This is a genomic window from uncultured Microbacterium sp. (assembly GCF_947489255.1).
GTDB classification, from domain to species: domain Bacteria; phylum Actinomycetota; class Actinomycetes; order Actinomycetales; family Microbacteriaceae; genus Microbacterium; species Microbacterium phycohabitans.
On record NZ_CANLCY010000002.1, the window covers coordinates 643,678 to 669,637 of the forward strand.

The 25,960-nt window shown below is 71.1% G+C and carries 25 protein-coding genes and 2 pseudogenes; 14 read left to right on the forward strand and 13 right to left on the reverse strand.

Going from position 1 to position 25,960, the window contains the following annotated elements; translation table 11 throughout:
* Window positions 1–34 precede the first annotated feature (34 nt).
* Together Q0818_RS06985 and Q0818_RS06990 are read left to right on the forward strand one after the other, a co-directional pair.
* Complete coding sequence (locus Q0818_RS06985; RefSeq protein WP_298873011.1) at window positions 35–769, forward strand: exonuclease domain-containing protein; 735 nt, start codon at window positions 35–37, stop codon at window positions 767–769.
* Window positions 770–915: 146 nt separating this feature from the next.
* Window positions 916–3,114, forward strand: a complete 2,199-nt coding sequence (locus Q0818_RS06990; protein WP_298873014.1) for an HNH endonuclease — start codon at window positions 916–918, stop codon at window positions 3,112–3,114.
* A gap of 163 nt (window positions 3,115–3,277) precedes the next feature.
* On the opposite strand, the gene Q0818_RS06995 is transcribed toward Q0818_RS06990, so the two are convergent.
* The gene (locus Q0818_RS06995; RefSeq protein ID WP_298873016.1) at window positions 3,278–3,739 is read right to left on the reverse strand and encodes a GNAT family N-acetyltransferase; all 462 of its coding nucleotides are present in this window, start codon (window positions 3,737–3,739) and stop codon (window positions 3,278–3,280) included.
* Between the two features lie 123 nt (window positions 3,740–3,862).
* On the opposite strand from Q0818_RS06995, the pseudogene Q0818_RS07000 reads away from it, so the two are divergent.
* Window positions 3,863–4,610 (forward strand): annotated as a pseudogene (locus Q0818_RS07000) (carbon-nitrogen hydrolase family protein).
* Window positions 4,611–4,713: 103 nt separating this feature from the next.
* On the opposite strand, the gene Q0818_RS07005 reads toward Q0818_RS07000, so the two are convergent.
* The 3 genes from Q0818_RS07005 to glgA all read right to left on the reverse strand — a co-directional run bounded on the left by Q0818_RS07005 (window position 4,714) and on the right by glgA (window position 7,342).
* Window positions 4,714–4,965, reverse strand: coding sequence for a type B 50S ribosomal protein L31 (locus Q0818_RS07005; protein WP_055837630.1), 252 nt, complete (start codon window positions 4,963–4,965; stop codon window positions 4,714–4,716).
* 218 nt (window positions 4,966–5,183) lie between these two features.
* Window positions 5,184–5,966 (reverse strand): ABC transporter ATP-binding protein, encoded by a 783-nt coding sequence (locus Q0818_RS07010; RefSeq protein ID WP_298873018.1) that lies wholly within the window; start codon window positions 5,964–5,966, stop codon window positions 5,184–5,186.
* A gap of 185 nt (window positions 5,967–6,151) precedes the next feature.
* Window positions 6,152–7,342: a glycogen synthase gene (gene glgA, locus Q0818_RS07015; RefSeq protein ID WP_298873020.1), complete on the reverse strand. Its 1,191-nt coding sequence runs from the start codon at window positions 7,340–7,342 to the stop codon at window positions 6,152–6,154.
* Between the two features lie 76 nt (window positions 7,343–7,418).
* Between glgA and glgC the strand changes: the two genes are divergently transcribed.
* The gene (glgC, locus tag Q0818_RS07020; protein ID WP_298873022.1) at window positions 7,419–8,663 is read left to right on the forward strand and encodes a glucose-1-phosphate adenylyltransferase; all 1,245 of its coding nucleotides are present in this window, start codon (window positions 7,419–7,421) and stop codon (window positions 8,661–8,663) included.
* Window positions 8,664–8,788: 125 nt separating this feature from the next.
* Here glgC and Q0818_RS07025 read toward each other — a convergent pair whose 3' ends face one another.
* Window positions 8,789–9,262, reverse strand: coding sequence for an S-ribosylhomocysteine lyase (locus tag Q0818_RS07025; RefSeq protein WP_298873024.1), 474 nt, complete (start codon window positions 9,260–9,262; stop codon window positions 8,789–8,791).
* Between the two features lie 126 nt (window positions 9,263–9,388).
* Here Q0818_RS07025 and serB point away from each other — a divergent pair, with 126 nt between their 5' ends.
* Together serB and Q0818_RS07035 are read left to right on the forward strand one after the other, a co-directional pair.
* Entirely contained in the window at window positions 9,389–10,054 is a 666-nt protein-coding gene (serB, locus tag Q0818_RS07030; protein ID WP_298873026.1) for a phosphoserine phosphatase SerB, read from the forward strand.
* Between the two features lie 125 nt (window positions 10,055–10,179).
* The gene (locus Q0818_RS07035; protein ID WP_298873027.1) at window positions 10,180–10,857 is read left to right on the forward strand and encodes an alpha/beta hydrolase; all 678 of its coding nucleotides are present in this window, start codon (window positions 10,180–10,182) and stop codon (window positions 10,855–10,857) included.
* Between the two features lie 154 nt (window positions 10,858–11,011).
* On the opposite strand, the gene fabG is transcribed toward Q0818_RS07035, so the two are convergent.
* Window positions 11,012–11,722, reverse strand: coding sequence for a 3-oxoacyl-ACP reductase FabG (fabG, locus tag Q0818_RS07040; protein ID WP_298873030.1), 711 nt, complete (start codon window positions 11,720–11,722; stop codon window positions 11,012–11,014).
* A gap of 200 nt (window positions 11,723–11,922) precedes the next feature.
* Between fabG and Q0818_RS07045 the strand changes: the two genes are divergently transcribed.
* From Q0818_RS07045 to Q0818_RS07060, 4 genes are all read left to right on the forward strand, one after another.
* Window positions 11,923–12,669 (forward strand): DUF4190 domain-containing protein, encoded by a 747-nt coding sequence (locus tag Q0818_RS07045; RefSeq protein WP_298873032.1) that lies wholly within the window; start codon window positions 11,923–11,925, stop codon window positions 12,667–12,669.
* Window positions 12,670–12,950: 281 nt separating this feature from the next.
* On the forward strand, window positions 12,951–13,325 hold the full coding sequence (locus Q0818_RS07050) for a DUF3099 domain-containing protein (RefSeq protein ID WP_298873034.1): 375 nt from the start codon (window positions 12,951–12,953) through the stop codon (window positions 13,323–13,325).
* Window positions 13,322–13,678, forward strand: coding sequence for a hypothetical protein (locus Q0818_RS07055; protein WP_298873162.1), 357 nt, complete (start codon window positions 13,322–13,324; stop codon window positions 13,676–13,678). The genes Q0818_RS07050 and Q0818_RS07055 overlap by 4 nt, the downstream gene beginning before the upstream one ends.
* Window positions 13,679–13,755: 77 nt before the next feature.
* On the forward strand, window positions 13,756–14,646 hold the full coding sequence (locus Q0818_RS07060; protein ID WP_298873036.1) for an SURF1 family protein: 891 nt from the start codon (window positions 13,756–13,758) through the stop codon (window positions 14,644–14,646).
* 84 nt (window positions 14,647–14,730) lie between these two features.
* Here the strand turns inward: Q0818_RS07060 and Q0818_RS07065 are convergent, their stop codons facing one another.
* Window positions 14,731–16,329: an ABC-F family ATP-binding cassette domain-containing protein gene (locus tag Q0818_RS07065; protein ID WP_136585782.1), complete on the reverse strand. Its 1,599-nt coding sequence runs from the start codon at window positions 16,327–16,329 to the stop codon at window positions 14,731–14,733.
* Between the two features lie 291 nt (window positions 16,330–16,620).
* Here Q0818_RS07065 and Q0818_RS07070 point away from each other — a divergent pair, with 291 nt between their 5' ends.
* The 4 genes from Q0818_RS07070 to Q0818_RS07085 are packed head-to-tail and all read left to right on the forward strand — an operon-like array spanning window position 16,621 to window position 20,674.
* Window positions 16,621–17,652: an iron-siderophore ABC transporter substrate-binding protein gene (locus tag Q0818_RS07070; protein ID WP_298873039.1), complete on the forward strand. Its 1,032-nt coding sequence runs from the start codon at window positions 16,621–16,623 to the stop codon at window positions 17,650–17,652.
* 25 nt (window positions 17,653–17,677) lie between these two features.
* A complete protein-coding gene (locus Q0818_RS07075; protein WP_298873041.1) occupies window positions 17,678–18,724 on the forward strand; it encodes an iron ABC transporter permease in 1,047 nt (348 codons plus the stop codon).
* Window positions 18,721–19,797 carry an iron chelate uptake ABC transporter family permease subunit gene (locus Q0818_RS07080; RefSeq protein ID WP_298873043.1) on the forward strand — a complete coding sequence of 359 codons (1,077 nt, stop codon included), beginning with the start codon at window positions 18,721–18,723 and terminating at the stop codon, window positions 19,795–19,797. The genes Q0818_RS07075 and Q0818_RS07080 overlap by 4 nt, the downstream gene beginning before the upstream one ends.
* 52 nt (window positions 19,798–19,849) lie before the next feature.
* Window positions 19,850–20,674: an ABC transporter ATP-binding protein gene (locus tag Q0818_RS07085; RefSeq protein WP_298873045.1), complete on the forward strand. Its 825-nt coding sequence runs from the start codon at window positions 19,850–19,852 to the stop codon at window positions 20,672–20,674.
* Between the two features lie 140 nt (window positions 20,675–20,814).
* Here the strand turns inward: Q0818_RS07085 and Q0818_RS07090 are convergent, their stop codons facing one another.
* From Q0818_RS07090 to sufC, 6 genes and pseudogenes are all read right to left on the reverse strand, one after another.
* Entirely contained in the window at window positions 20,815–21,744 is a 930-nt protein-coding gene (locus tag Q0818_RS07090) for a siderophore-interacting protein (RefSeq protein ID WP_298873047.1), read from the reverse strand.
* 75 nt (window positions 21,745–21,819) lie between these two features.
* Complete coding sequence (locus Q0818_RS07095) at window positions 21,820–22,983, reverse strand: aminotransferase class I/II-fold pyridoxal phosphate-dependent enzyme (RefSeq protein WP_298873049.1); 1,164 nt, start codon at window positions 22,981–22,983, stop codon at window positions 21,820–21,822.
* Entirely contained in the window at window positions 22,980–23,183 is a 204-nt protein-coding gene (locus Q0818_RS16715) for a DUF1651 domain-containing protein (protein ID WP_366943122.1), read from the reverse strand. The genes Q0818_RS07095 and Q0818_RS16715 overlap by 4 nt, the downstream gene beginning before the upstream one ends.
* A pseudogene (locus tag Q0818_RS07100) lies at window positions 23,119–24,648 on the reverse strand (serine hydrolase); the annotation flags it as partial. The gene Q0818_RS16715 and the pseudogene Q0818_RS07100, both read right to left, overlap by 65 nt.
* Window positions 24,649–24,821: 173 nt before the next feature.
* A complete protein-coding gene (locus Q0818_RS07105) occupies window positions 24,822–25,151 on the reverse strand; it encodes a metal-sulfur cluster assembly factor (RefSeq protein WP_013586729.1) in 330 nt (109 codons plus the stop codon).
* A 9-nt stretch (window positions 25,152–25,160) separates the two neighbouring features.
* On the reverse strand, window positions 25,161–25,931 hold the full coding sequence (gene sufC / locus Q0818_RS07110; protein ID WP_298873053.1) for a Fe-S cluster assembly ATPase SufC: 771 nt from the start codon (window positions 25,929–25,931) through the stop codon (window positions 25,161–25,163).
* Window positions 25,932–25,960 lie beyond the last annotated feature (29 nt).

Here is a 25,960-nt window from a genome sequence, read left to right on the forward strand (position 1 = left end):
CGGCCATGTCGGACGCCCGTTCTACCGTGGCCCCATGACCACGTGGCAGGCCGAGCCGCTCCCCCTCTTCCAGACGCCCGAGTGGGCGCGCGTGATCGGCGTGTTCGATCTCGAGACCACCGGTGTCGATGTGGAACGCGATCGCATCGTCACCGCGCACGTCGGCGTGCTCGACGTCGACGGCAACGTGATCGACGCCCGCGATTGGCTGGCCGACCCCGGTATCGACATCCCCGCCGGAGCCGCGGCCATCCACGGCATCACCACCGAGCGCGCTCGCGCCGACGGAGCTCCCGCCCCGCGCGTGGTCACCGAGGTCGTCGAGGCTCTCGGGGCGCTGTTCGCCGCCGGCATCCCGGTCGTCGCCTACAACGCGCCCTTCGACTTCTCCCTGCTGAAGAACGAGGCCGTGCGCCACGGCGTCGCGCCGATCCACGCGCCGTCCCCCGTGATCGACCCGCTCGTGGTCGACAAGACCTACGACCGTTATCGTCGCGGCAAGCGCACCCTGTCGGTCGTCGCCGAGCACTACGCCGTCCCTCTCGATTCCGCCCACGAAGCCTGCGCCGACGCGGTCGCAGCCGGTCGCCTGGCCCTCGCTCTCGCCGAGAAGTTCGGACCCTGGATGCCGCAGACCCTCGACGAACTGCACACCCGTCAGATCGCGTGGGCTCGCGCGCAAGCCGCGAGCCTGACGGAGTACTTCGTGAAGATCGGGCGGTTGGATGCCACGGCTCCCCCGCTCGACGGGGCGTGGCCGATCCGCTGAGCGAGGCCGCACGCGTTCTCCGAGCTCCGTGAGGCATACTCCCGGCTGAGAGAGACGTGCCGCGGCCTCCGGAGGGCCGCTCCCAGCCGTCGATCAGTCTCCGCGCACCGCGGGGCGATGTCGGAGGTCCGCGCTACCTTCGTGCCATGACCCGCCGTCCCCGTTCCGCCACCCGGCCCGCGCCGGTGTTCCGCGCGAGCGACGGTGCCCCGTGGCCCACCGACGACGAACTCGATCTGGATGCCGAGTGGGCGGCGCTGCGCGAGAGTGCCGACATCGACTGGTGGGTCGACGACGAGGGTTCGCAGACGCGGGACTCCCCCGACCATCGGCGAGGTGGACCGCGCGATCTCATCGCGCCGGCATCCGTCCTCGACGACGCCGACGGGCTCTCGGACGGCCGGCCGGATGTGCGGGCGGATGGACGCTGGGATGGATGGCCGGGCCCTCGGCCCGACGGCTGGACGGGCAGCGAGTCGGTCGACTGGCGCGACGGCGGGTCCGGCGCCCCGGGCACCGAGGCGGCGGCTTCCGATCTCGACGCGAGGCTCGGCCACCTCGAGCTCGTCGTGGCCGAGCGGCATCGCGCGACCGCCGAGGAATACCGGCTGATCGCCGAGATCCTCGCCGACGCGATCGCCGACCCCACGCCCTGGGTCGGTCCCGATCCCACGCTGGACCGCGCCTGGCACGACCGGCGCGGCCGCACGGCAGCGGCCGTGCGGCGCGACCGCCTCGACATGGCTCAGCGGGCCGCCGTCGCCGAGATCGCCCTGCGCCTGCGCGTATCGGAGCAGACCGTCCGAGCCCGTGCGACTCGTGCCCAGACCCTGAAGGAGCGATGCCCCCGCCTGTGGCGGACGTTCACCGACGGCCGCACCTCGGAGCGCCACGCGATCGAGACCGCCCGGCTCGCCGACTCGCTCCCCGCTGCCCCGTTCGTGACGGCATCCCCGGCTGGCGGCGACGGCCCGGAGAACGGTGTCGACGCGACCCCTGCTTCCGAAGACCCGAGTGCTCTCGACCCGAGCGCCGAGGGCGACGCGGCCGCCGCTTCCGCCGACGCGAGCCCTGTCGACGCGGGCGCTTCCGACGCACGCTCGGATGCTGCGGCGACCGCCCCTTCCGCCGACGAGAGCGCCGCCGTCTGGCACGCGTTCGACACCGCCGTCACGGACCGCGCGGTCCGTCTCGTCCCCGCCAAGTTCGCCGTCGCCGCCCGGGCGATCCGCGAGAAGGTGCACGCCGAATCCGTCGACGAGCGACACCGTCGGGCGGCGGTCGATCGCGGGGTCTGGATGACGCCGGAACTCGACGGAATGGCTTCGCTGAGCGCCCTGCCCCCGGCGGCCGACGCGCGCGGGGTGATGGCGCAACTCGATCGGGCCGCCCGTCACCTCCGGGCCGCGGCGGACGAGGAACGCACGCTCGCACAGTTGCGTGCCGACGTCCTCGCCGATCTCGTCGTGCGGCCCGCCGGTGCCGCCGCCCCTCCTCCCTCCGACGACGGGCCCACCGATGCTCGACGGGTGTGGACGACGCGGCACGAGCACTACCCCACCCCGCGACACGCACGACGGGGAAAACCTTCTCCCGTGGGCGACTCCCGCGGCACGCGACCGGCGGCCCCACCACTCGATGCCAATTCCTCCGACCGCCGACACGGACGACCGGAATGCCCCTCTCTCGAGGGATACTCCCCCGGTACTCCACCGGCGTCCCGGCCACCCGATGGGAGCTCTCCCGTTCTCGGCACCACCCCGTCATTGCCGCGGCCCGACGACGCATCCGCCACCGGCACGGAAGGATCAGCCGGAGAGTCGCCGCGACCCCACGAGAACGCCCTCGCAGCTCGGCATCCGGCACCCTCACCCGTGCAGGCCACCGTCATCCTGACGGTGCCCGCGCTCACCCTGCTCGGCGCGGGCCGAGAGCCGGCCACGCTGGAGGGATACGGTCCTATCGACCTCGACACCGCACGTCGTCTGGCCGGCGGAGCGACATCGTGGGTCCGTCTGCTCACCGACCCGGTCACCGCGGTGCCGCTCGCGCTCGATCGGAAGACCTATCGCGTTCCGGTCGCGCTCCGACGGTGGCTCGGTATCACCTCACCCACGTGCGCCTTTCCCGGGTGCGCCCGCTCCGCGACCGACTGCGACATCGACCACCGTCGGGCATGGGTCGACGGCGGCACGACCGACGCCGACAACCTCGACCCCGATTGCCGTCACCATCACCGGATCCGCCACGACACGCGGTGGTCACCGTCGGCGACGGCGTCGGGCGACACGTCGTGGACCTCACCCCTCGGGGCGAGGTACGACGCCGACCCGCCCCCGTTCTGACACCCGCTCGCGCCACCCCCGCGCGGCGCCACCCCACGCGACGCCACCCCGCCCGCCCCACCACGCCCGCGCCACCACGCGCGACACCACCCCGCGCGGACTCATCCGTCACCCGCCCCGCGCAAAATCACCCACCGCTCGCATCGCGGCCCCGACAGCGCCCTCACTCCGCCCGCAGCACCCGCACCCACGCGACCTCGTCCTGCAACCGGCCCGTGCGCCGGAACATCCGCACCTGATGCGTCTCGGCGAGCACCCCGGCCAGCTGCTCACGGTCGGCCGGGCTGAAACCGAGACCCTGCCAGAACCCGCCCGAGCGTCGGCTGAAGAGCCACGCCGTGCGCGCGCCGGCCTCGGCCGCGCGGTTCAGGGCGAACTCGGCCAGCGCACTCCCTCGTCCGCCCTGTCGTCGCTGAGGTGAGACGGCGACACTGCGGATCAACGCGTGACAGCCGTCGCCGCTCACTTCCCACCCGGTACTGCCCACGATGACTCCATCGGCATCCCGCTCCACCCACACGTGCACCGACGCGTCGCTCAACCCGGTCACCGTCAGGTCGACCGAACGGAGGAACTCCTCGAGGTCCGCGAGCTCATCGGGCGTTCGACATCGCTGCAACTCCACGTGCTCGAGCTAACCAGCCCTCGCTCGCGAACGCGCGCGCCCGACGGCTGACAGGATGATCCGGTGACCTCCCGCATCGCCACCGTCCAGGCCGAGGCGCGCCCCGGCGACGTCGCGCACAACGTGCACCGCGCGGCACAGCTGACCGCGCAGGCGGCCGCTGCACGAGCGTCGGTGGTGGTGTTCCCCGAGGCGTTCCCCACCGGGTATGACACCGCGGTCTTCGCGCGCCCACTGCCCGACCTCGACGACACCGCCTGGCTCGCACCGATCCAGCACGTCGTGGATGACACGGGCATCATCGCGATCGTCAACACCGCCCTCGATCGCGGCGACCGCCGCACCCTGACCGACGTCGTCCTCGCGCCGCGCCGCGCGCCGTTGGCCGCCTACGACAAGCAACACCTCCACGCCCCGGAGCGGGAGACGTTCACGGCCGGTGGAGGCGGGTTCTCGTTCGAGGTCGACGGCACGTGTGTCGCCCTCTCGGTCTGCTACGACGCCAACTTCCCCGAGCACGCGGCCGCAGCCGCGGCATCCGGTGCCACCGTGTACGTCAACAGCGGAGCCTACTTCCCGGGGGGGCGAACGGCGCCGCGACCTGCACTACGCCTCCCGAGCGCTCGACAACGGCATGTACGTCGTCTTCAGCGGTCTCGTCGGCGCCCCGTACGACTTCATCGGGGGCTCGGCGGTCTTCGATCCCCTCGGACGCCGTGTCGCGAGCGTCGAACACCGCGAGGGCATCGCCGTGGTCGACATCGACCCGGAGCTCATCGCCACGGTGCGCGACGACCAACGGATGTGGCGAGACCGCCGACCCGACCTCGGCCCGCACCGCCACCTCGACGACCTCGCGCTCGATCGCTGACGCGGAGCCGAGCGGCGTCCGCACCGGCAGTGGCCCGCTCCGACAAGACGGAAGCCCCCCGTCCCGAAGGACGAGGGGCTTCCGTCGCGAAAGTCGCTGCGGATCAACGACCGCCGAAGTTCTTGAAGCGCTGGTTAAACTTCTCGACGCGGCCGGCCGAGTCCATGATGCGCTGCTTGCCCGTGTAGAACGGGTGCGAGGCCGACGAGATCTCCACGTCGATGACGGGGTACTCCACACCGTCGAGCTCGATCGTCTTGTCGCTCGAGACGGTCGAACGGGTGAGGAAGGTGTCGCCCGAACCGAGGTCGCGGAACACGACGGCCTTGTACGTGGGGTGGATGTCAGTCTGCATGGGAGGTCCTTTGAGAAGTGGTGCCCTGGATTCTGCCAGGACGTCAAAGTCTGCGGCGCCGGAGGCACCAACGGAAGAGTCTACCAGGCTCGCGCCCGAGCCGATGCCGAAGCCCAAGCTCGAGCCGAGGCCGAGGCCGAAGCCCAAGCTCGAGCCGAGGCCGAGGCCGAGGCCGAAGCCGAAGCCCAAGCCCAAGCCCAAGGGCTACCCGCGTGCGGTCACACCGCGCGAGCCGCGTACCGCCCCGCCTCGTGCGTGAGCGTGATCTCGAGACCGAAGGTCGCCGAGAGGTTCTCGGCCGTGAGGGCCTCATCGAGGGGCCCGGATGCCACGACCTCGCCGTCGCGCAGCAGCAGAACGTGCGTGAACCCGACGGGGATCTCCTCGACGTGGTGCGTCACCATCACCATAGCGGGCGTCGTCGGCGCCTGCGCGTACCCCGACAGCAGGGTCAGCAGCTCTTCGCGCGCCCCGAGGTCGAGGCTCGCGGTCGGCTCGTCGAGCAGCAGCAGCTCCGGGTCGGTCATGACCGCTCGCGCGATCTGAACGCGCTTCTGCTCACCATCGCTCAGCGTGCCGAAGGTGCGGTCGGCGAGGTGGTCGAGCTTCCACTCGGCGAGCACGCGCAGGGCGCGTCGTTCGTCGATGTCGTCGTAATCCTCGCGCCAGCGACCGACGACCGAGAAGGCCGCCGTCAGCACCACGTCGAGCACGGTCTCCTCGGGCGGCACACGACGAGCCATCGCCGACGAGGCGAAACCGATGCGCGGACGCAGCTCGAACACGTCGGTGCGCCCGAGACGCTCGCCGAGGATCGTCACCGATCCCGAGGTCGGGTGCAGGAGCGTGTCGGCGAGCTGCAGCACCGTGGTCTTGCCGGCGCCGTTCGGGCCGAGCACCACCCAGCGCTCGTCATCCGACACCGTCCAGTCGAGGTGGGACACGATGTCCCGCGCGTTCCGGCGGACGACGACGTCGGAGAACTCGAGCACCTGAGGCATGAACCCAGCCTACTGTCCGAGTCAGCGGGTCCCGGATGCCACGCGGCCCTGTGGAGCGGGAGCTTCTCCCTGCCGCTCCCCGGCGACTTCGGCGTGCCCCAGGTCCCCGTGAAGGAGCCCGCGCCCGTGCGCCGCGACCCGGCGTAGGACATCGGAACGGGCCCGGAGCGAAAACGACCGGAGCCTTACTTCCCCGCGACCTCCGCGTACAGCGCCGCCGTCTCCTGCGCGATCGCTCCCCAGCTGAAGGCGTCGACGGCACGCTGACGCCCCGCCTCGCCGTAGGCGCGGGCGGTCTCGGCATCCGTCACGACCTCCGTCAGCACCCGGGCGAGGTCGTCGACGAAACGCTCGGGGTCGACGGGGGTCCCCGTGCCGTCCTGCACCTGCTCGATCGGCACGAGTCGACCGGTCACCCCGTCGACGACGACCTCGGGGATCCCCCCGGTCGCGGTGCCGACCACGGCCGCACCGCACGCCATCGCCTCGAGGTTCACGATGCCGAGGGGTTCGTACACCGAGGGGCACACGAACGTCGTCGCCGACGTGAGGATCGCGCACAGCTGATCGCGCGGGAGCAGACGTTCGATCCACACCACGCCGTCGCGGGTCGCCTGGAGCCCGCGCACGAGCTCCTGCACCTCGGCCATGATCTGCGGGGTGTCGGGAGCCCCCGCGCACAGCACGAGCTGGACCTCGGGCGGCAGCTGCTCCGCCGCGCGCAGAAGATACGGCAGGCCCTTCTGCCGGGTGATGCGCCCGACGAACACGACCGAGGGGCGCGACGGGTCGATCCCGACCGACGCGAGGAAGTCGTCATCGGCCACCGGATGCCACGCCTCGGTGTCGATGCCGTTGTAGATGACGCGCACCTTGGCGGGGTCCAGCGACGGGTAGCTGCGCAGGATGTCGTCGCGCATCCCCGAACTCACCGCGACGACGGCCGCAGCGCCCTCGTAGGCGGTCTTCTCGATGTAGCTCGACACGGCGTAGCCGCCGCCGAGCTGTTCGGCCTTCCAGGGCCGCAACGGCTCGAGGCTGTGCGCGGTCACGACGTGCGGGATGCCGTGGAGAAGGGATGCCAGGTGCCCCGCGAAGTTCGCGTACCAGGTGTGCGAGTGCACCACGTCGGCGCCGGCGACGTCGCTCACGATCGCGAGGTCGGTGCCGAGGGTCTGGATCGCGCCGTTGGCGGACGCGAGTTCGGCCGGCACCTCGTACGACGTCGTGTCGGCGTCGTCGCGTGCCGCGCCGAACGCGCGCACCTGTACTTCGGTGCCCTCGGCGCGCAGCGCCTTGACGAGTTCGGTGGCGTGGACTCCGGCTCCCCCGTAGATCTCCGGCGGATACTCCTTGGTCACGATGTCGACGCGCATGAGACGAACCGTAGTACAGCGCGGGGCGCGCCGACGACGTGTTTCCGCATCCCCCTCCGCCCCCTAGGGTGGTGCCATGCCTGCAGCGCCGAAGGTCTTCGGAATCATCCTCGCCGGCGGCGAGGGAAAGCGACTCATGCCCCTGACGGCGGACCGCGCCAAACCCGCCGTCCCCTTCGGCGGCCAGTACCGCCTGATCGACTTTGCGATCTCGAATCTCATCAATTCGGGCCTGCGTCAGCTCGTCGTGCTCACGCAGTACAAGTCGCACAGCCTCGATCGCCACATCTCGCAGACGTGGCGCATGTCGCCCATGCTCGGCGCCTACGTGGCCTCCGTGCCGGCGCAGCAGCGTCTCGGCAAGCGGTGGTTCTCGGGGTCGGCCGACGCGATCCTGCAGTCCATGAACCTCATCCGCGACGAGAAGCCCGACATCGTCGTCGTGATCGGCGCCGACCACGTGTACCGCATGGACTTCAAGCAGATGCTCGACGCCCACATCGCCTCCGACGCGCGCGCCACCGTCGCCGGCATCCGCCAGCCCATCTCGCTCGCGAACCAGTTCGGCGTCATCGACACCGATCCCACCGACGCCACGAAGATCCGCGCCTTCCTCGAGAAGCCGCAGGACCCCACCGGTCTGGCCGATTCGCCGCACGAGGTGCTCGCCTCGATGGGCAACTACATCTTCGACGCCGACGCGCTCGTCGAGGCGGTCACGCACGACGGAGAGCTGCCGACCTCGGCGCACGACATGGGCGGCGACATCGTGCCGTACTTCGTCAACCGCGGCGAGGCGGCCGTCTACGACTTCCAGCGCAACGACGTGCCCGGCTCCACTCCGCGCGACCAGTCCTACTGGCGCGACGTGGGCACGATCGAGTCGTTCTACGACGCGCACATGGACCTGATCTCGACCCTGCCCATCTTCAACCTCTACAACACCGACTGGCCGATCTACTCGCAGACCTTCAATGCCCCGCCGGCGAAGTTCGTGCGCGACTCGGTGGGCCGCATCGGCAACGCGATCGACTCGATCGTGTCGCTGGGCTCGGTGCTGTCGGGAACGCACCTCGAACGCAGCGTCGTGGGCCCGTGGGCCCTCGCGGGCGGAGGCTCCACCATCACCGACTCGGTGCTCTTCGACAGCGTGCAGGTGGGAGCGGGAGCGCGCATCCATCGCGCGATCCTCGACAAGAACGTCGTGCTCGAGCCCGGGGCCACGATCGGCGTCGACCGCGAGCGCGACCTCGCACGCGGCTTCACCGTCACCGAGACGGGCATCACGGTCGTCGGGAAAGACGTGCACGTCCACGCCTGAGCGCCCAATCCGGGAATCCGGATGCCGGAAGGGGCGGTGACCGCGTTGGTCACCGCCCCTTCCGGCATCCGTTCGAGATCGGATCCGCGCTCACGCGTTCGACGTGGCTCGGAGACCGACGCGGATCAGACGCCGACGCGCGCGAACGCGTCGCGCGAGATGCCCTTGTCGAGAACGGCCTTCGACCACTCGCGCGCGCTGTGCAGGCTGTGGTCGCGGTAGTTGCCGCAGCTGAACGCGTCGGTGCCGGGGACGTCCTCCCACTGCACGTCCTCCGCGATCGCGCGCAGCGAGTCGGTGATGGCGGTGACGAGGGCCTCGATGTCGGGCTCGCCCCACATGATGACGTGGAAGCCCGTGCGGCATCCGAAGGGCGAGATGTCGATGAGACCGTCGATGCGGTCGCGGACCAGGCTCGCGAGCAGGTGCTCGATGGTGTGGAGGCCCCCGGTGGGGATCTCCTGCTCGTTGGGCTGCACGAGACGCAGGTCGAAGTTGCTGATGACGTCGCCCCGGGGGCCCGACTCCGTGCCGATCAGGCGGACGTAGGGCGCCAGCACGGCGGTGTGGTCCAGGGTGAAGCTTTCGACATCGGCCATGGAGGGTCCCTTCTCAGGAGGCGGGGGAAGGTTCCAGCCTACGGGCGCGGTCCGGGACCGGTCGCGATCGTGACGCCGTGCGACGGCGACGCGCGTGTCGGCGCCGTCCGGCGCCCGTCGGCCGGGATGCCACACGCTAGGGTCGAGCGCGTGACTTCGACCGCTCGCTTCCTCGTCGTCCTCGACGCCGATTCGACCCTCATCCGCAACGAGGTCATCGAACTCCTCGCCGACGAGGCGGGCCGCGGGGCCGAGGTCGCCGCCGCCACCGAGGCGGCCATGCGCGGAGAGGTCGACTTCGCCACGAGCCTCCGCTCGCGCGTGCAGGCGCTCGCGGGCGTGTCGACCGACGCGTTCGCCCGCGCGGTCGCTCGCATCCAACCGACCCCGGGCGTGCGCGAGCTCGTCGCCGCCGTCCACGAGCGCGGCGGGGTCGTGGGCGTGGTCTCGGGCGGCTTCCACGAGGTGCTCGACACCGTCGCCCCCGACCTCGGGGTCGACGTCTGGCGCGCGAACCGCCTGGTCGCGACCGACGGCGCGCTCACCGGCGAGGTCGACGGCGACATCGTGGATGCCACGGCCAAGGCCGAGACGCTGCGGCGTTGGGCCGACGAGCACGGGGTCCCCCCGCGCCTCACCTTCGCGATCGGCGACGGGGCGAACGACCTCGAGATGATGAAGGCCGCGGGCCTGGGCCTCGCCTTCAACGCCAAGCCCGCTGTGCGCGAACGCGCCGACCTCGTCGTCGGCGACGTCGACCTGGCTCAGGTCATCGCGCTGCTGCCCCGCTGAGCGCGCGAGCTCGTCGGGTGCGTCCGACGGGATCCCGCGTGGCGCGACCGGCGGAGGTCGACCCGCCCGCGCGCCCGACATCGGGGGCTCTGGCCGATGTCGGAGGGGCGTCCTACGCTGCCGACATGGACGTCATCCTCGTACCCGGTCTCTGGCTCGACGCATCGTCGTGGGACGCGGTGCTGCCCTCGCTGCGCGCCGCGGGGCATCATCCGCACGCTCTCACCCTCCCGGGTCCCGCCGTCGGCGACCTCGTCATCGACGACTGGGTCGACGCCGTGGTCTCCGAGATTCACCGCGTCGACGCCCCGGTGGTTCTCGTCGGACATTCCGGCGGCGGCAACGTCGTGTGGGGAGCCGCCGATCGTCGCCCCGACCGCGTGCAGCGGGTCGTGCTGGTCGACACGGTCGTCCCGCCCCCGGGCGCCATGATCTCGGAGTTCCCGATCGACGACGGCGTCGTCCCCTTCCCGGGGTGGGACTTCTTCGACGACGACGACGTCTCCGACCTCGACGACGACACCCGCCGACGTACCGCCGCGCAGGTGGTCGACGTGCCCGGTCGCGTTCCGAGTTCGCCCCTGACCCTCACCGACGAGCGGCGCTACGACATCCCCCTCACCGTGCTGTCCGGACGCCTCGACGCCGAGACGCTGCCGCGGATGCTCGCCGAGTGGGAGGCCTTCGCTCGCGAGTTCTCCCGCGTGCGAGACGCCGAGGTGATCCACCTCGACACCGGCCACTGGCCGCAGTTCTCGCAGCCCGAGCGCTTCGCGGAGCACCTGGTCGCCGCGGTGCGGTGACGGGCTTCGCGTCATGAGCGGAGCCGTGACGAGCGGCGAAGTGACGCGCGGGGCCGTGACGCGCGGCGACGTGACGCGCGGCGGCGTGACGTGTGGGCACCGTCAGGGGCCGCACCATTACGAGCGGCGATGCGGCGAGCGGCCCGGGACGGAGTCAGTGCCCCATGCCGAGGCCACCGTCGACCGGGATGACGGCACCCGAGATGTAGGCCGCGTCGTTTCCGGCGAGCCAGGTCACGACGCCGGCGACCTCGTCGGGCGAGGCGAACCGACCCGCGGGGATGTTCTTCTTGTACTCCGCCTGCGTGTCGGCGGGCAGCTCCGCCGTCATGTCGGTCTCGATGAAGCCGGGGGCGACGACGTTCGCCGTGATCCCGCGTCCACCCAGCTCGCGGGTCAGCGAGCGGGCGAAGCCGACGAGCGCGCTCTTCGACGCGGCGTAGTTGATCTGTCCGGCCGAGCCGTACAGACCCACGACGCTGGAGATCAGGATGACGCGACCCCAGCGCGCCTTCAGCATGCCCTTCGATGCGCGCTTGACGACGCGGAACGCCCCACCGAGGTTGGTGCTGACGACGCTGTCGAAGTCGTCTTCGCTCATGCGCAGCAGAAGCGTGTCCTTCGTGACGCCGGCGTTCGCGACGACGACCACGATCGGACCGAGCTCGGCCTCGACCTGCGAGAAGGCGGCGTCGACGGCCGCCGCGTCGGTCACGTCGGCGCGCACCGTCAGCGTTCCCTCGGGGCCCTCGCCCGAGCGCGCGGTGACGGCGACCTTCCATCCTTCGGCGACGAAACGTTCGGCGATGGCGCGACCGATCCCCCGGTTCCCTCCGGTGACGACGACGACGCGGTCCTGAGACATGACGGAACTCCTGGGCTTGCGAGAGACGGAACCGCCTCAGCCTACCGACAGCGCACTGCGTGCCCCTCGCCCGGCGGTGATCGTCCGTGCTCGCCGGGGTCTCCGCGTCGCGATGAGTCACCATTGCGCACCGCCCGCGGGGTTTGACACGGGCCGAGCGCCGCTGAAACGCTGGAGTGAGCGCGACGAAAGGGAACACCGTGAGCGACGACCGCACCCCCGCCCCGAACCAGCCCGAGCACGCGACGGGGGCCGACGCTTCCGCCCCCGACACGTCGGGATCGCCCTACGCGCCGCGCGACGAGGCGGCGGGTCGCGACGCCACCACGAGTGGTTCGTCGGATGCGACCAGCACCCCCGACGCTCCCGTCTCCGACGCGCCGCCCGCGTACGGCGAGCCCGCGCCGGTGGATCCGGCGCCCTCCGACGGCGCTTCGGCGCCCTCGGCCTCCGACGCCGCACCCGCCTTCGGCGCGGCGCCGTCCGGCCCTCCCGCGTACCCCGCTCCCGCCTCCGGCGAGCCCGCCACCCCGCCCTATGACACCACCGGCGCCTCGAGCTCCACCTACGGCGCCCCCGCCTACGGAGCTCCGACCCCCGGCGCCCCCGCGTACGGCGCCCCGGCCTACGGCGGATCGGCGTACGGCGCCGCCTCGTACGGCTACGGCACCGCCCCGGCCCGCACGAACCCCCTCGCGATCGTCTCGCTCGTGGCATCCCTCGTGGGGATCTTCGTCATCCCCGTGATCGGGCAGATCGTGGGCATCGTCACCGGACACATCTCGCTCAAGCAGATCAAGACGTCGGGCGAGCGCGGGCGCGGAATGGGACTCGCCGGCCTGCTGATCGGCTACATCAGCCTCGGACTCGCGGCACTGCTCATCGTCGGCTTCATCATCCTGGTCGCGGTCAGCGCCGGGGCGTCGGGCTCGCGATACGGCGTCTGAGCCCTCCGCGGGCGGATCGCCACGCCAGGGTCGCCGCGACGCCTCTGCGTCGGCGGCAGCGAACGCGCCGCGCGCAGGCGACGGACCCGGGGGTCGTCGACGCCCCGAACACGCCGACCGCGAGCGACGGGGCGGGGCTGTCGGAACCGTCAGCCCGTCCCAATCGCGCGAAGCGCACGGCCCCGACGATTCCCCGGTCCCGTCCCTCTTGTCATGACATCGAGAAGACCGTTCCCCGAACGCGCCGACCCCGGTCCGCACGGGCGTACCCTGAGACCACTGTGAAGACCAACCGCGCCGCCCAATCCGCGACGTCGCTCCCCAAGGCTCCCCGGGAGGACGCCGACAGCCGTTTCGCCAAGTACATGGTGATGATGGGGATCCGCATCGCGTGCTTCATCGCGATGGCGGTCGTCACGCCCTACGGCTGGTATACGTTCGTCTTCGCGGCGGGGGCCATCTTCCTCCCCTATCTCGCGGTCATCGTCGCCAACGTCGGTCAAGACGCGGCCGACACCACCGCGATCAGTCCCGAGCGTGCGATCGAAGCGCCGCGTCCCGCACCCGCGGCCGCCGCGGCCGCGTCCGACGGCCCCGTCGTCATCCGCATCGCCGAGACCCCGCGCCTCGACGCGCCCCGCGACGACCGCCCGTGAGCGACACCACCCCCCGTCACGCGCCCCGGGGCGACGTGCCCGTGAGTCGTACGCACCCGAGCGAAACCTTCGCGAGCGACGCCACCCCGAGCGACGCCACCCCGAGCGGCGCACCCCGGGGCGACGCGCCCACGGGCGGCGCACCACGGGACGACGCACCAGCCGAGTGTTCCCGGGCCGGATGCCGCGACACCGCCGTCTGGGCGATCCGCTGGCGCAATCCGCGGATCCACACCGCCGATCGCCGCAAGACCTGGGTCGCGTGCGACGAGCACGTCGCCTATCTGCGCGAATTCCTGACGGCGCGCGACTTCCCCGTCGAGGTCGGTGCTCTCACGGGCGAATCGGTCTGAGCGTCCGTGCGACGTACCCTGGTTGACGTGGATGCACGACCCGGAGTGAGCGCGGCCCCCGAGCGCGGAGCGTCCGCATGAGCGCCCGCGAGATGCCCGCCCTGGGCCGCTGGGCGATGTACGTCGGCGTCGCGATCCTCTTCGCCGTCGCGTGCGCGTTCCTGTCGAACTGGCAGTTCTCCCGCAACGCCGAGCGCAGCGAGCAGCTGCAGCTCGTCGCCGACAACTACGACGCCCCGGCCGTCGCCCTGGGCGACCTCCTCGCCCCCGGCGCCGATCTCACCCCGTCCGACGAGTGGCGGCCCGTACGGCTGGAAGGGCAGTACCTCGCCGACGAGCAGCTCCTCGTGCGCAACCGCGCGCACGGTGGCTCGGCCGCCTACGAGCAGCTCGTCCCCTTCCGACTGACCGACGGACGCGTCTTCCTCGTCGACCGCGGCTGGCTCCCGCCCGGCAACCGTCAGGCCGACCCCGACGAGATCCCCGCCCCGCCCTCGGGAGACGTGGTCGTCGAGGTGCGATTGCGTCCCGGCGAGGCGGCGCCCACCTCGGGCCGCACGGCCGAGGCCGGGCAGGTGCCGACGATCAACCTCGGCCTCGTCGCCGCACAGACGGGACCGCTCGAACAGGGTGCGTACGGACTGCTGATGTCGGAGACCCCCGCCCCGGCATCCGCTCCCTTCCCCATCGATCCGCCCAGCAACGACCCGGGGCCCTACCTGTCGTACGCGATCCAGTGGATCCTCTTCGCCATCATGGGCTTCGCCTTCATCACCTACGTGATCGTCAACGAGCGCAAGCTCCGCCGAGAAGAGGCCGACGACGACGAGTCCCCCCTCACCGCGGCCGCATCCACGCCGTCCTCGGGCGAGCGCCGCCGGATCGACCCGGTGGCCCTCCACCGCTCGCGCAAGCGCCCGAAAGACCGCGACGCCGACGACGAGGACGCCCTGCTCGACGCACGCTGAACCGGAGCGGATGCCGAGCCCGGACGCGCTGAGGCGCCGTGAGGCGGACGGATGCCGCCGGTCACGGCATCCGGTCCGGGGCGATTACGCGAGCGTGATGAGGTCCGCGTAGTCGCGACCCCAGATGTCCTCGACGCCGTCGGGGAGGATCAGCACGCGCTCGGGGTTGAGCGCCTCGACGGCGCCTTCGTCGTGCGAGACGAGGACGACCGCGCCCTCGTAGTGCGCGAGCGCCCCCAGGATCTCCTCGCGCGAGGCGGGGTCGAGGTTGTTCGTCGGCTCGTCGAGCAGCAGCATGTTCGCCGACGACACCACGAGCGTCGCGAGCGACAGACGCGTCTTCTCGCCGCCCGACAGCACGCCCGCGGGCTTGAGCACGTCATCCCCGACGAAGAGGAACGACCCGAGCACCTTGCGCGCCTCGGTCGCCGTGATGTGCGGGGCCGACGACATCATGTTCTCGAGCACCGAGCGGTTCACGTCGAGGTTCTCGTGCTCCTGCGCGTAGTAGCCGATCTTCAGGCCGTGCCCGGGCTCGAGCTGACCGGTGTCGGGCTGGTCGACGCCGGCGAGGATGCGCAGCAGCGTCGTCTTGCCCGCACCGTTCAGGCCCAGGATGACCACGCGCGAACCGCGGTCGATCGCGAGATCGACGTCGGTGAAGATCTCCAGCGATCCGTACGACTTCGACAGACCGGATGCCATGAGCGGGGTCTTGCCGCACGGTGCCGGCTTGGGGAAGCGGAGCTTGGCGACCCGCTCGTCCTGACGCACGTCGTCGAGGCCCGAGAGCATCTTCTCGGCGCGGGCGACCATCTGGTGCGCCGCCGCGGCCTTCGACGCCTTGGCGCCGAAGCGCGCCGCCTGCAGCTGCAGAGCGGTCGCCTTCTTCTCGACGTTGGCGCGCTCCTTCTTGCGGCGCTCCTCGTCCGCGACCCGCTGACGCAGGTAGTTCTTCCAGTTCATGTTGTAGACGTCGATGACCTGGCGGTTGGCGTCGAGGTAGAACACGCGGTTCACCGTCTCGCCCACCAGTTCCACGTCGTGCGAGATCACGATGAGCCCGCCCTTGTAGCCCTTGAGGAACTCGCGCAGCCACACCACGCTGTCGGCGTCGAGGTGGTTGGTCGGCTCGTCGAGGATCATCGTCTGCGCGTCCGAGAACAGGATGCGCGCGAGCTCGATACGGCGTCGCTGACCACCCGACAGGGTCTTCAGCGGCTGATCGAGGATCCGGTCGGGCAACGACAGGTTGTGGGCGATGGATGCCGCCTCGGCCTCCGCCGCGTATCCGCCCGCGGCTTCGAACTGCTCGGTGAGACGGGCGTACTTCTTCATCGCCTTGGCCGCGACCGCGGCATCGTCGTCGCCCATCGCCATCGACGCCTCGTGCATGCCGAGGGCGAGCGAGCCCAGGCCGCGCGCGTCGAGGATGCGGGTGCGCGCGAGCATCTCGGGGTCGCCCGAGCGCGGGTCCTGCGGCAGGTAGCCCAGCTCGCCCGAGCGGTCGACGCCGCCGTTCGAGGGCAGCAGGTCGCCGGCGAGCACCTTCGTCAGGGTGGTCTTCCCGGCGCCGTTGCGCCCGACGAGGCCGATCTTGTCGCCGTCGGAGACGCGGAACGCCACGTCGGACATGAGCACGCGGGCACCCACGCGGATCTCGAGGTCGTGCACGGCGAGCACAGCGAACGTCCGTTCAGTCGGGGATGGGGAACAGGCCGAGAAAGGCCAGCCACCCAGTATACGGCGCGCCCCTGCGAACCCGTCGACAGCCTCGTCCGCAGCGCGCATCCACCACTGCGGTGACGCACCGGACGACCCGGGATGCCGACTCCTGGGCACGACGAACACCCCGGCTCCCGGGTGTCTCGGCGTCGAGACGATCCCCCGCCCGGGTGGCATCCGGGTTTGCGTTCTCACCCGGCGACTGACCTAAACTAAGCCTATCCTTACCTAACACGCAGGAGGCTCTTCGTGTCCCGATTCCGCGCTCTGGCGGCCCTCGCCGTCGGTTCCGCCCTCGTCCTGACCGGCTGCGCCGGCACCTCCGCCGCCCCCGGCGAGCAGGGAGCCGCGTCCGACGACGCCGGCTTCCCCGTCACGATCGAGAACGTCTTCGGCGAGACCACCATCGACGCCAAACCCGAGCGCGTCGTCACCGTCGACTGGGGCAACCAGGACGTCGCCCTGGCTCTCGGCGTCGTGCCGGTCGCCATGCCGAAGGTCACCTACGGAGACGAGGACGGCGACGGACTCCTTCCCTGGACCAAGGACAAGCTGGCCGAGCTCGGCGCCGAGACGCCCGTGCTGATGGACGAGTCGAACGGCTACGACTACGAGGCCATCGCGGACGCCCAGCCCGACGTCATCCTGGCCGCCTACTCGGGCATGACGCAGGAGCAGTACGACACGCTGAGCAAGATCGCGCCGGTGGTCACCTACCAGGACGTCGCCTGGGGCACCACCTGGCAGCAGATGACGGTCCTCGACGGCACCGCCCTCGGCCTCAAGGACGAAGCGGACGCGCTCGTCGCCGAAAAGGAGGAGCACATCGCCGCCGAAGCGGCGAAGTACCCCGCCCTCGCGGACAAGAAGTCGCTGCTGACCTACTTCGACCCGACGAACCTGTCGACCCTCGGCTTCTACAGCACGCTCGACCCGCGCATGGGATACCTGCAGGAGCTCGGACTGGCCCCCTCCTCCTACGTGTCCGAGGAGTCGGCCGCGTCGGAGACCTTCTGGTTCACCCCCAGCACCGAGCAGATCGAGAAGTTCGCCGACGTCGACGTGATGGTCGCCTACGGCAGCGACGACATGATCGCCGCGATGCAGGCCGACCCCCTGCTGTCGAAGGTGCCCGCCGTGAAGAACGGCGCCATCGCCGTGGTCGAGGACAACTCGACCCTCTCGTCTGCGATCACGCCGACCCCCCTCAACATCGGCACCAGCTACGGCGACGACTACATCGCGCTGGTGGGCGCGGCCGCCGAGAAGGCGGCGTCCTGATGCACGCCTCCCGTCCGTCGGCGCGATGACCGCTCTCGCTCCGACCGTCACCGCCCCCGGCGACGCACGCCCGCGTCGCTGGGGGCGGCGACGCGTCGTCGGCGTCGTCGCTCTCGTCATCCTGCTGCTCATCGCCGTGATCCTGTCGGTCACCTTCGGCGCGCGCGACGTCACGGCCGCCGACGTCTGGGCCGGCCTGAACGGCTCCACCGACTCGGCCTCCAGCGCCGCGGTCGCGAAGCGCATCCCCCGGACCGTCCTCGCGATCCTCGTCGGAGCCGCGCTCGCCGTCGCGGGCACCGTGCTGCAAGGGGCCACGCGCAACCCGCTGGCCGACCCGCAGATCCTCGGGATCAACGGGGGTGCGGGACTCGCGATCGTCACGGGCATCGCCTTCTTCGGCCTCAGCTCGCCCTCGATGTACATCTGGACTGGGATGCTGGGGGCCGCCGGTGCTGCCGTGCTCGTCTACGCCATCGGTTCCCTCGGGCGGGGAGGGGCGACCCCCCTGCGCCTCGCCCTCGCCGGCGCCGTCACGGCGGTGGCCTTCAGCTCGCTGACGAGCGCGATCCTGCTCCCCCGCACCGAGGTGCTGAACGTCTTCCGGTTCTGGCAGATCGGGGGCGTCGGCGGGGCCACGTTCCCGACGATCCTGCAGGTGCTCCCCTTCCTCGGCGTGGGTCTGCTCGTCAGCCTCGCCAGCGCGTCGGCGTTGAACACCCTCGCCCTCGGCGACGAACTCGCCGCCGGCCTCGGCGCGCGCGTGCGCACCGCGCGCCTGATCGCGACCGGCGGCGCCGTCGTGCTCTGCGGTGCGGCCACCGCCGTCGCCGGTCCCATCGGTTTCGTGGGGCTCGTCGTGCCGCACATGCTCCGCCTCCTCGTCGGCGTCGACCACCGGTGGCTCCTTCCCGTGTCGGCACTGGGCGGGGCGACGCTGCTCACCCTCGCCGACGTCGTCGGACGCGTCGTCGCCCGTCCCGAAGAGATCGAGGTCGGCATCGTCACCGCCATCGTCGGTGCTCCGTTCTTCATCGCGCTCGTGCGCCGACAGAGGATGAGGGCCCTGTGAGCACGTCCATCGCGCCTCTCGGCGCCCTTCCGAGCGCTGCGCCCGACACCCTGGCATCCGTCGTCGCGGGTCGACGCCGTCGGCGGCGACGCTGGCTCGTCGTCACGGGCGTGCTCGCCGCCCTCGTGCTGGTGTCGTTCGCCCTCAGCCTCATGCTCGGTCAGACCTTCTACTCCCCGGCGGATGTCTGGGGTGTCGTGACCGGTCGACGCGTGGCGGGAGCGTCGTTCACCGTCGGAGAGCTGCGCCTGCCGCGGGCGATGACGGGACTTCTCACGGGCCTCTGCTTCGGCATGGGCGGGGTGGTCTTCCAGACCATGCTCCGCAACGCCCTCGCCAGTCCCGACGTCATCGGCATCAACACCGGGGCCAGCGCCGCCGCCGTCATCGGCATCGTCGTCCTCGGCCTGAGCGAGACGGGCGTGTCGTTCCTCGCGATGGCCGCAGCCCTCACCGTCGCACTCGTCATCTACCTCTTGGCCTACCGCGACGGCAGCTCCGGGGCGCGGCTCATCCTCGTCGGCATCGGCGTGGCCGCCATGTGCCAGGCCGTCGTGTCGTACGTGATCGCGCGCGCCGCACAGTACGACCTCCCCGCCGCCATGCGCTGGATCACCGGCAACCTGAACGACGCCACGTGGGATCGCGCCCTCCCCGTGCTCTTCGCGGTCGTCGTGCTCGGCCCGGTGCTGCTGGTCCTCTCGGGGCGCCTCGAGGTCCTCCGCATGGGCGACGACACCGCCTCGGCCATCGGCCTGCCCGTCGAGCGCAGCCGTCTGCTGCTGATCGTGGCGGCGGTCGGACTCCTCGCCTTCGGCACCGCCGCGGCGGGACCCATCGCGTTCGTGTCGTTCCTGGCCGGCCCCATCGCCGTGCGTCTGCTGGGGCCGGTCGGCTCGCCCGTGCTGCCGGCCGGTCTCGTGGGCGCGCTGCTCGTGCTCGTCGCGGACTTCGCCGCCCAGTACGCCTTCGGCACACGCCTGCCCGTCGGTGTGATCACCGGCGTGCTGGGGGCGCCCTACCTCGTCTTCCTGCTCATCCGCAGCAGCCGATCCGAAGGAACGTCGCTATGACTCTCCCTGGACAGCCGACTCCTCCCCGCTCCCGTTTCGGAGGGATGACACGATGACCGTCGAACGCAGCCTGACCGCCGAAGGCGTCACCCTCGGCTACGGAGACCGCACGATCGTCGACTCGCTCGACCTCTCCCTCCCGCCCGGGAAGGTCACCGCCATCGTCGGCGCGAACGCGTGCGGGAAGTCGACGCTCCTCAAGGCCATGGCGCGCCTGCTCTCCCCCACCACCGGACAGGTGCTGCTGGATGGGAAGGCGATCCACCGGATGCCGACGAAGCAGGTCGCGCGCGTGCTGGGGCTGCTCCCCCAGTCGCCGGTCGCTCCCGACGGCATCGCGGTGTCCGACCTCGTCAGCCGCGGTCGCCACCCGCACCAGGGCGCGCTCTCGCGGTGGACGCGCGCCGACGACGACGCCGTGGCCCGCGCCCTCGACGCCACCGACACCGCCCACCTCGCTGACCGGCACGTCGATCAGCTCAGCGGCGGCCAGCGTCAGCGCGTCTGGATCGCGATGGCCCTCGCCCAGGAGACCGACGTGCTGCTGCTCGACGAACCGACGACGTTCCTCGACATCAGCCACCAGATCGACGTGCTCGACCTGCTCACCGACCTCAATCGCGAGCGCGGCACCACCGTCGCGATGGTGCTGCACGACCTCAACCTCGCCGCGCGGTACGCCGACCATCTCGTCGCGATGGCGCAGGGGCGCATCGTCGCGGCGGGCGACCCGGCCGAGGTCCTCACCGAAGACACCGTGCAGGAGGTCTTCGGGCTGCGCAGCCGCGTCGTGCCCGACCCCCTCACGGGCCGACCGATGATCGTGCCGATCGGGCGCCATCACACCCTGACCGAGACCGCGGCACCGTCGCACTGAGGCCGGAGCACGACTCCCCCGCTCGCAGGAGAGTCTCTGACGCCCTCGCTCCGGCGCCACCGGTCACGACAGCGCAGAAGGGCCCGGACGGCATCGCCGTCCGGGCCCTCTTCCGCTGGCAGCCCCTCGTCGGAGACCTCTCAGACTGTGCGCTCGACCTGCCCGTCGCGCCAGTACCCCATGAACGCCACGCGCTTGCGGTCGACACCGTGGCCCTGCACGAGCAGTCGCCGCAGCGTCTTGACCGTCTGCGACTCGCCCGCGATCCACGCGTAGAACTCCCCCTCGCCGTCGGCGGGACTGTCCCACAGCAGATCGACGTCGAGGTCGATGTCTTCGAGCTCCTGCGGGCGCGGAGCCGCGGCCCGCTCCAGCACCGCCCCGGATCTCGCGGCCCACGCCTCGACCGCCTCGATCAAGGCTTCTCCGTGCGGGCGCTCGTCGCGGGCGAGCCACGTGACCGGCAGGGCGCCGGGGCCGAGGGGCAGCGCATCGTCGATGGTCGGCACCTCCACGAAGGCGTCGACGACGAAGCCGGGGCCGAGGCCCTCGAGAATTGCGCAGATCGCCGGGGCGGCCGTCTCGTCGCCCGCGAGCAGAAGCCGCTGGGCCGTACCGGGGTGGAAGTCGATCCCCTGGGCCGAATCCTCGCTGCGCGCGTCGGGACCCACCACCAGGATGCTGTCGCCCGCGGTCGCCGACTCCGCCCACGAACCGGCCGGGCCGGCGTCGTGGTGCAGAACGAAGTCGATGTCGAGCTCGAGCGCCTCGGGATCGATGCGCCGCACGGTGTAGGTGCGGAACGGCATCCGCTCCTCGTCGGGGAGGTCGCGCCACCGCGTGTACCACTCGCCGTTGTCGATCGCCTCGGGGTCGTACTGTCCGATGTCGCACAGGCGGCCGTCCGCCCCGGGGAGGACGATCTTCACCCGCTGGTCGCGCCGGTCGGTGCCGAACACCTCGAAGTCCGGGCAGGTGAAGGTGATGCGGGCGAAGTGGGGCGACAGGCGGCGAGCGGCCGTCACCACGGCGACGTACGGGCGGTAGGCAGGGCGCGTGGCTGTCTTCACTCGATAAGGATATCCTTACCTATCTTCGGATGCCAGGCGAGCGGCCACGGAAACCTCGCCGGTGGACGACCGGCGTCAGCTCCGCGGCGCCAACGCGCCGAGGCGTTCGATCGCCTCGCGCAGCACCTCCGGTGCGCACCCCACGTTGATGCGCACGTGCCCGATGCCCTCCGTACCGAACAGCGGACCGTGGTGGAGCGCGACCTTCGCCTCTCGCCGGATGAAGGGCGCGGGATTGTCGCCCCAGCCGTACGCCGACACATCGACCCAGGCGAGGAAACCGGCATCCGGGATCCGATACCGCGCGAGCGGCAGGTGCTCGGCGAGCAGGTCGGCCAGCAGTCGCCGGTTCTCGTCGAGAGCCGCCAGCAGCCCGTCGAGCCACGCATCGCTCTCCGCCGCGAACGCGGCCCGGTTGGCGATGACGCCGAACAGGCCCGCGCGCCATTCGACCTCCCACGGCAGCGCGCGCACGACCTGGGCGGTCTCCTCCGACCCGGTGACGATGACCGCGCACTTGAGCCCGGCGAGGTTGTACGTCTTGCTCGCACTCGTCACCGCGTAGCCGACCGCCGCCGCCTCCGGCGCGGCATCCAGGAACGGGGTGAACACGGCCGGCGCGTGCGTGAGCGGCGCGTGGATCTCGTCGCTCACGACGCTCGCGCCGTAGCGAGCCGCCAGGCGCGCGAGCGCCGCCAGACTGTCCCGCGCGTGCACGGTGCCGGTGGGATTGTGCGGGTTGCACAGCAGCACCGCACGCGCACCGGATGCCAGGGCCCTCTCGATCCCGTCGAGGTCGAGGCTCCAGCGCTCACCGTCGTCGAGGAGAGGCACGCGTTCGACGACGGCCCCCGCCTCCTCGACGGTGTCGTAGAACGGCGGGTACACCGGGGGCGTCACCACGACGCGATCACCGGGTGAGGTCACCGCGCGGAGCACCTCGACGACCCCCATCATCACGTCGCCCGTCCACCGCACGCGCGCCGGATCGATCTCCCACCCCCACCGGCGATCGGCGTAGGCGGCGAAATCGAGGTCGATCCCCGGCCGGGGCGGGGTGTACCCCGTGTCGCCGATCTCGACCGCGCGATGAAGGGCCGTGGTGATCGCGGGGGCGAGGGGGAAGTCGGTCTCCGCGACGAACATGGGGATGACGTCGTCGCCGTACGAGCGCCATTTCGTGCTGGAGCGCTGGCGAAGGAGGTCCAGGGGCAGGGCCTGCAGGGGGGTGACGCTCATGCCCTCGAGGCTACCGGGGCCGTTGCGGCGGCCCGTCGGCCGGTGACACGGCGCGTCATGCGCATCTCATCGACGGAAGGTTCCCATCCCGTGCTGATCGAAGTACTCCAGCACGAGCGTGCCGTCCGTCTCGAACGTCGCCTTCGAGACCGTGTCCTCCGTGGCGTTCTCCCCCGTCGGGGCGAAGGTGAAGACGTCACCGTCCCAGGGGCTGAGGGTCCACCGACCGGTCGGACCGAGGGCGAGCTGCAGCGCGCCGTCGACGACGCTCACGGTCGCGTCGCCGAGGTAGGCGTTGCGGTACACCCCGGTGTAGCCGTCCAGCGCGGCCGGAGGTGCGGCATCCGCGGGACGGACCTGTCCGGCGAGCTCGCCCATCGGTTCGGCCATCTGCGCGAAGACGCCCATGTAGAGCGCCAGCCAGTCCTGGCGCTGCGCGCCGTACTGCGCGATGTCCGCGAAGCGCCCGGCGATGCCCTCCGCGACGCCGTTCGCCTCGCCATCCGCGAGCACGACGATGCCGAGATCGGCCGCGGGCAGCATCTTCACCGTCGTCCCGGTGCCGAGACGGAAGGCGCCCGAGTGATTGACCTCGACGAGGCCGCCCGCCGTCGTCGTGACGTTGAACCCGTAGCCGTAGAAACCCGCGCGCTGGTTCATCGTCGACTCGGCCGGGTCGCGCCCGGTCATGATCTGCGGCGTCACGGCCGGCAGGAGCGCGGGGCGACTGACGAAGGCCTCGTCCCCCGCCCCCGCGGCGAGCACCATCGTCATCCACCGCGCCATGTCGGTGACGCTCGAACTCACCCCGCCCGCCGGCGACTGCGCATCGGGCTGTCGCTGCTCGGGGCTGACCACCCACGTGCCGTCGACCTTCTGATGCCCCATCGCCCGGTTCTCGCGCGCCGCGAGGTCGGCGAACCGCGAGGAGGTGCTCGACATGCCCAGGGGGGCGTAGAGCAATCGCTCCGACAGGTCGGCCCAGTCCTCCCCCGCGGCGGCGGCGACGGATTCCGCCGCCGCCGTGATGTCGAAGTTCCCGTACGCGTAGGAGCTGCGGAAACCCTCGAGCGGCACGAGCCGGAGGCGATCGAGCACGGTTGCGCGGTCGTAGCCGATCTCCTCGAGCTCGTCGCCTGCGTGCTCGTACAGCCCGGAGCGGTGCGCGTAGAGGTCGGCGATCGTGAGGTTCTGCGACACCCACGGGTCGGACAGGGCGAAGGAGGGCAGGTTCTCCTGCACCGGGGTGTCCCAGGTCACGAGCCCCTCGTCGATCGCCCGCGCGACCACCGTCGCACCGATCGACTTCGACACCGACGCCATCGCGAAGACGGTGTTCTCGTCCACCGGCTCGGCCGTGTCGAGGTTGCGCACCCCGTAGCCGCGCGCGAACACGGTCTCTCCCCCGTGGACGACGGCGACGGCCACGCCCGGCGTACCGGTCGCGTCCATCGCGGCCTTCACCGAGGCGTCGATGTCGGCGACGGCGGCCTGCACCGTGGCATCCGTCACCGTCGCGAGGGCGTCGACGCGAGGGTCGGAGGAGGCTGGGGCCGCGCTCGACCCGACCGCCGGAACGGCGTCGGCGGTGCATCCGGATGCCAGCGGCACGAGCAGCAGAAGAGGAACCAGCCCCGCGGTGATCCGGGCATCACGCGTTCTCATGCGCGAAGTGTGCCAGCGCGCGCTCGCTCGCGGCAACGGCGGCCGCGGGAGTGTTGTCGTTTCGCAACGCACGATCGTGCGACGTTCCCGCGCTCTCGGGCACGGACGCGCCCTCCGCGGACGCACGAACGCCCACCCCCGGGAGGGGATGGGCGTTCGAGGGAAAGCCGTTCTCAGATCGCGAACCCGAGGGCGCGCATCATGTCGCGGCCGTCGTCGGTGATCCGCTCGGGACCCCACGGCGGCATCCACACCCAGTTGATGCGGAAGCGGTCCACGACGTTGTCGAGAGCCTGTGCGGTCTGCTCTTCGAGAACGTCGGTCAGCGGGCAGCCGGCCGAGGTGAGGGTCATGTGGATGACGAGCGCGTCGTTCTCGTCGTCCCACGCGAGGTCGTAGATGAGGCCGAGGTCGACGACGTTGATCCCCAGTTCGGGGTCCATGACGTCTTTCAGGGCCTCGGTGACCTCGTCGTACTTCTCGGGAGCGAGCGTTGCGGTCATGTAACGATCCTACGCGTCGATCGGGGTACCGGCTTCGAGGAAGCGGTCGTAGCCCTCTTCCTCGAGTCGGTCGGCGAGCTCGGGCCCGCCCTCTTCGACGATGCGTCCCTTGACGACGACGTGCACGTAGTCGGGGCGGATGTAGCGCAGGATGCGGGTGTAGTGCGTGATGAGCAGCACACCGAGATCGGTCTGCTCCTTCGCGCGGTTCACACCCTCCGAGACGATCTTCAACGCGTCGACGTCGAGGCCGGAGTCGGTCTCGTCGAGCACGGCGATCTTCGGCTTGAGCAGCTCGAGCTGGAGGATCTCGTGGCGCTTCTTCTCGCCGCCCGAGAAGCCCTCGTTGACGTTGCGCGCGGCGAACTTCGCGTCCATGCGCAGGTTCTCCATGGCGCCCTTGACGTCCTTGGTCCAGCTGCGGATCGCCGGCGCCTCGCCGTCGATGGCCGTCTTGGCCGTGCGCAGGAAGTTCGTGACCGTGACGCCCGGGATCTCGACCGGGTACTGCATCGCGAGGAAGAGTCCCGCGCGGGCGCGCTCGTCGACGCTCATCTCGAGCACGTCCTCACCGTCGAGGGTGATGGAGCCGCTCGTCACGGTGTACTTGGGGTGGCCGGCGATCGTGTACGCCAGGGTCGACTTGCCGGAGCCGTTGGGGCCCATGATGGCGTGGGTCTCACCGGTGCGCATCGTCAGCGTCACGCCGTTGAGGATCGGGGTCGTACCGTTCTCCGTCTCGACCGTCACGTGGAGGTCGCGGATCTCGAGGACAGACATGGGGTTCCTTACTCGTAAAGTCTCGGGTC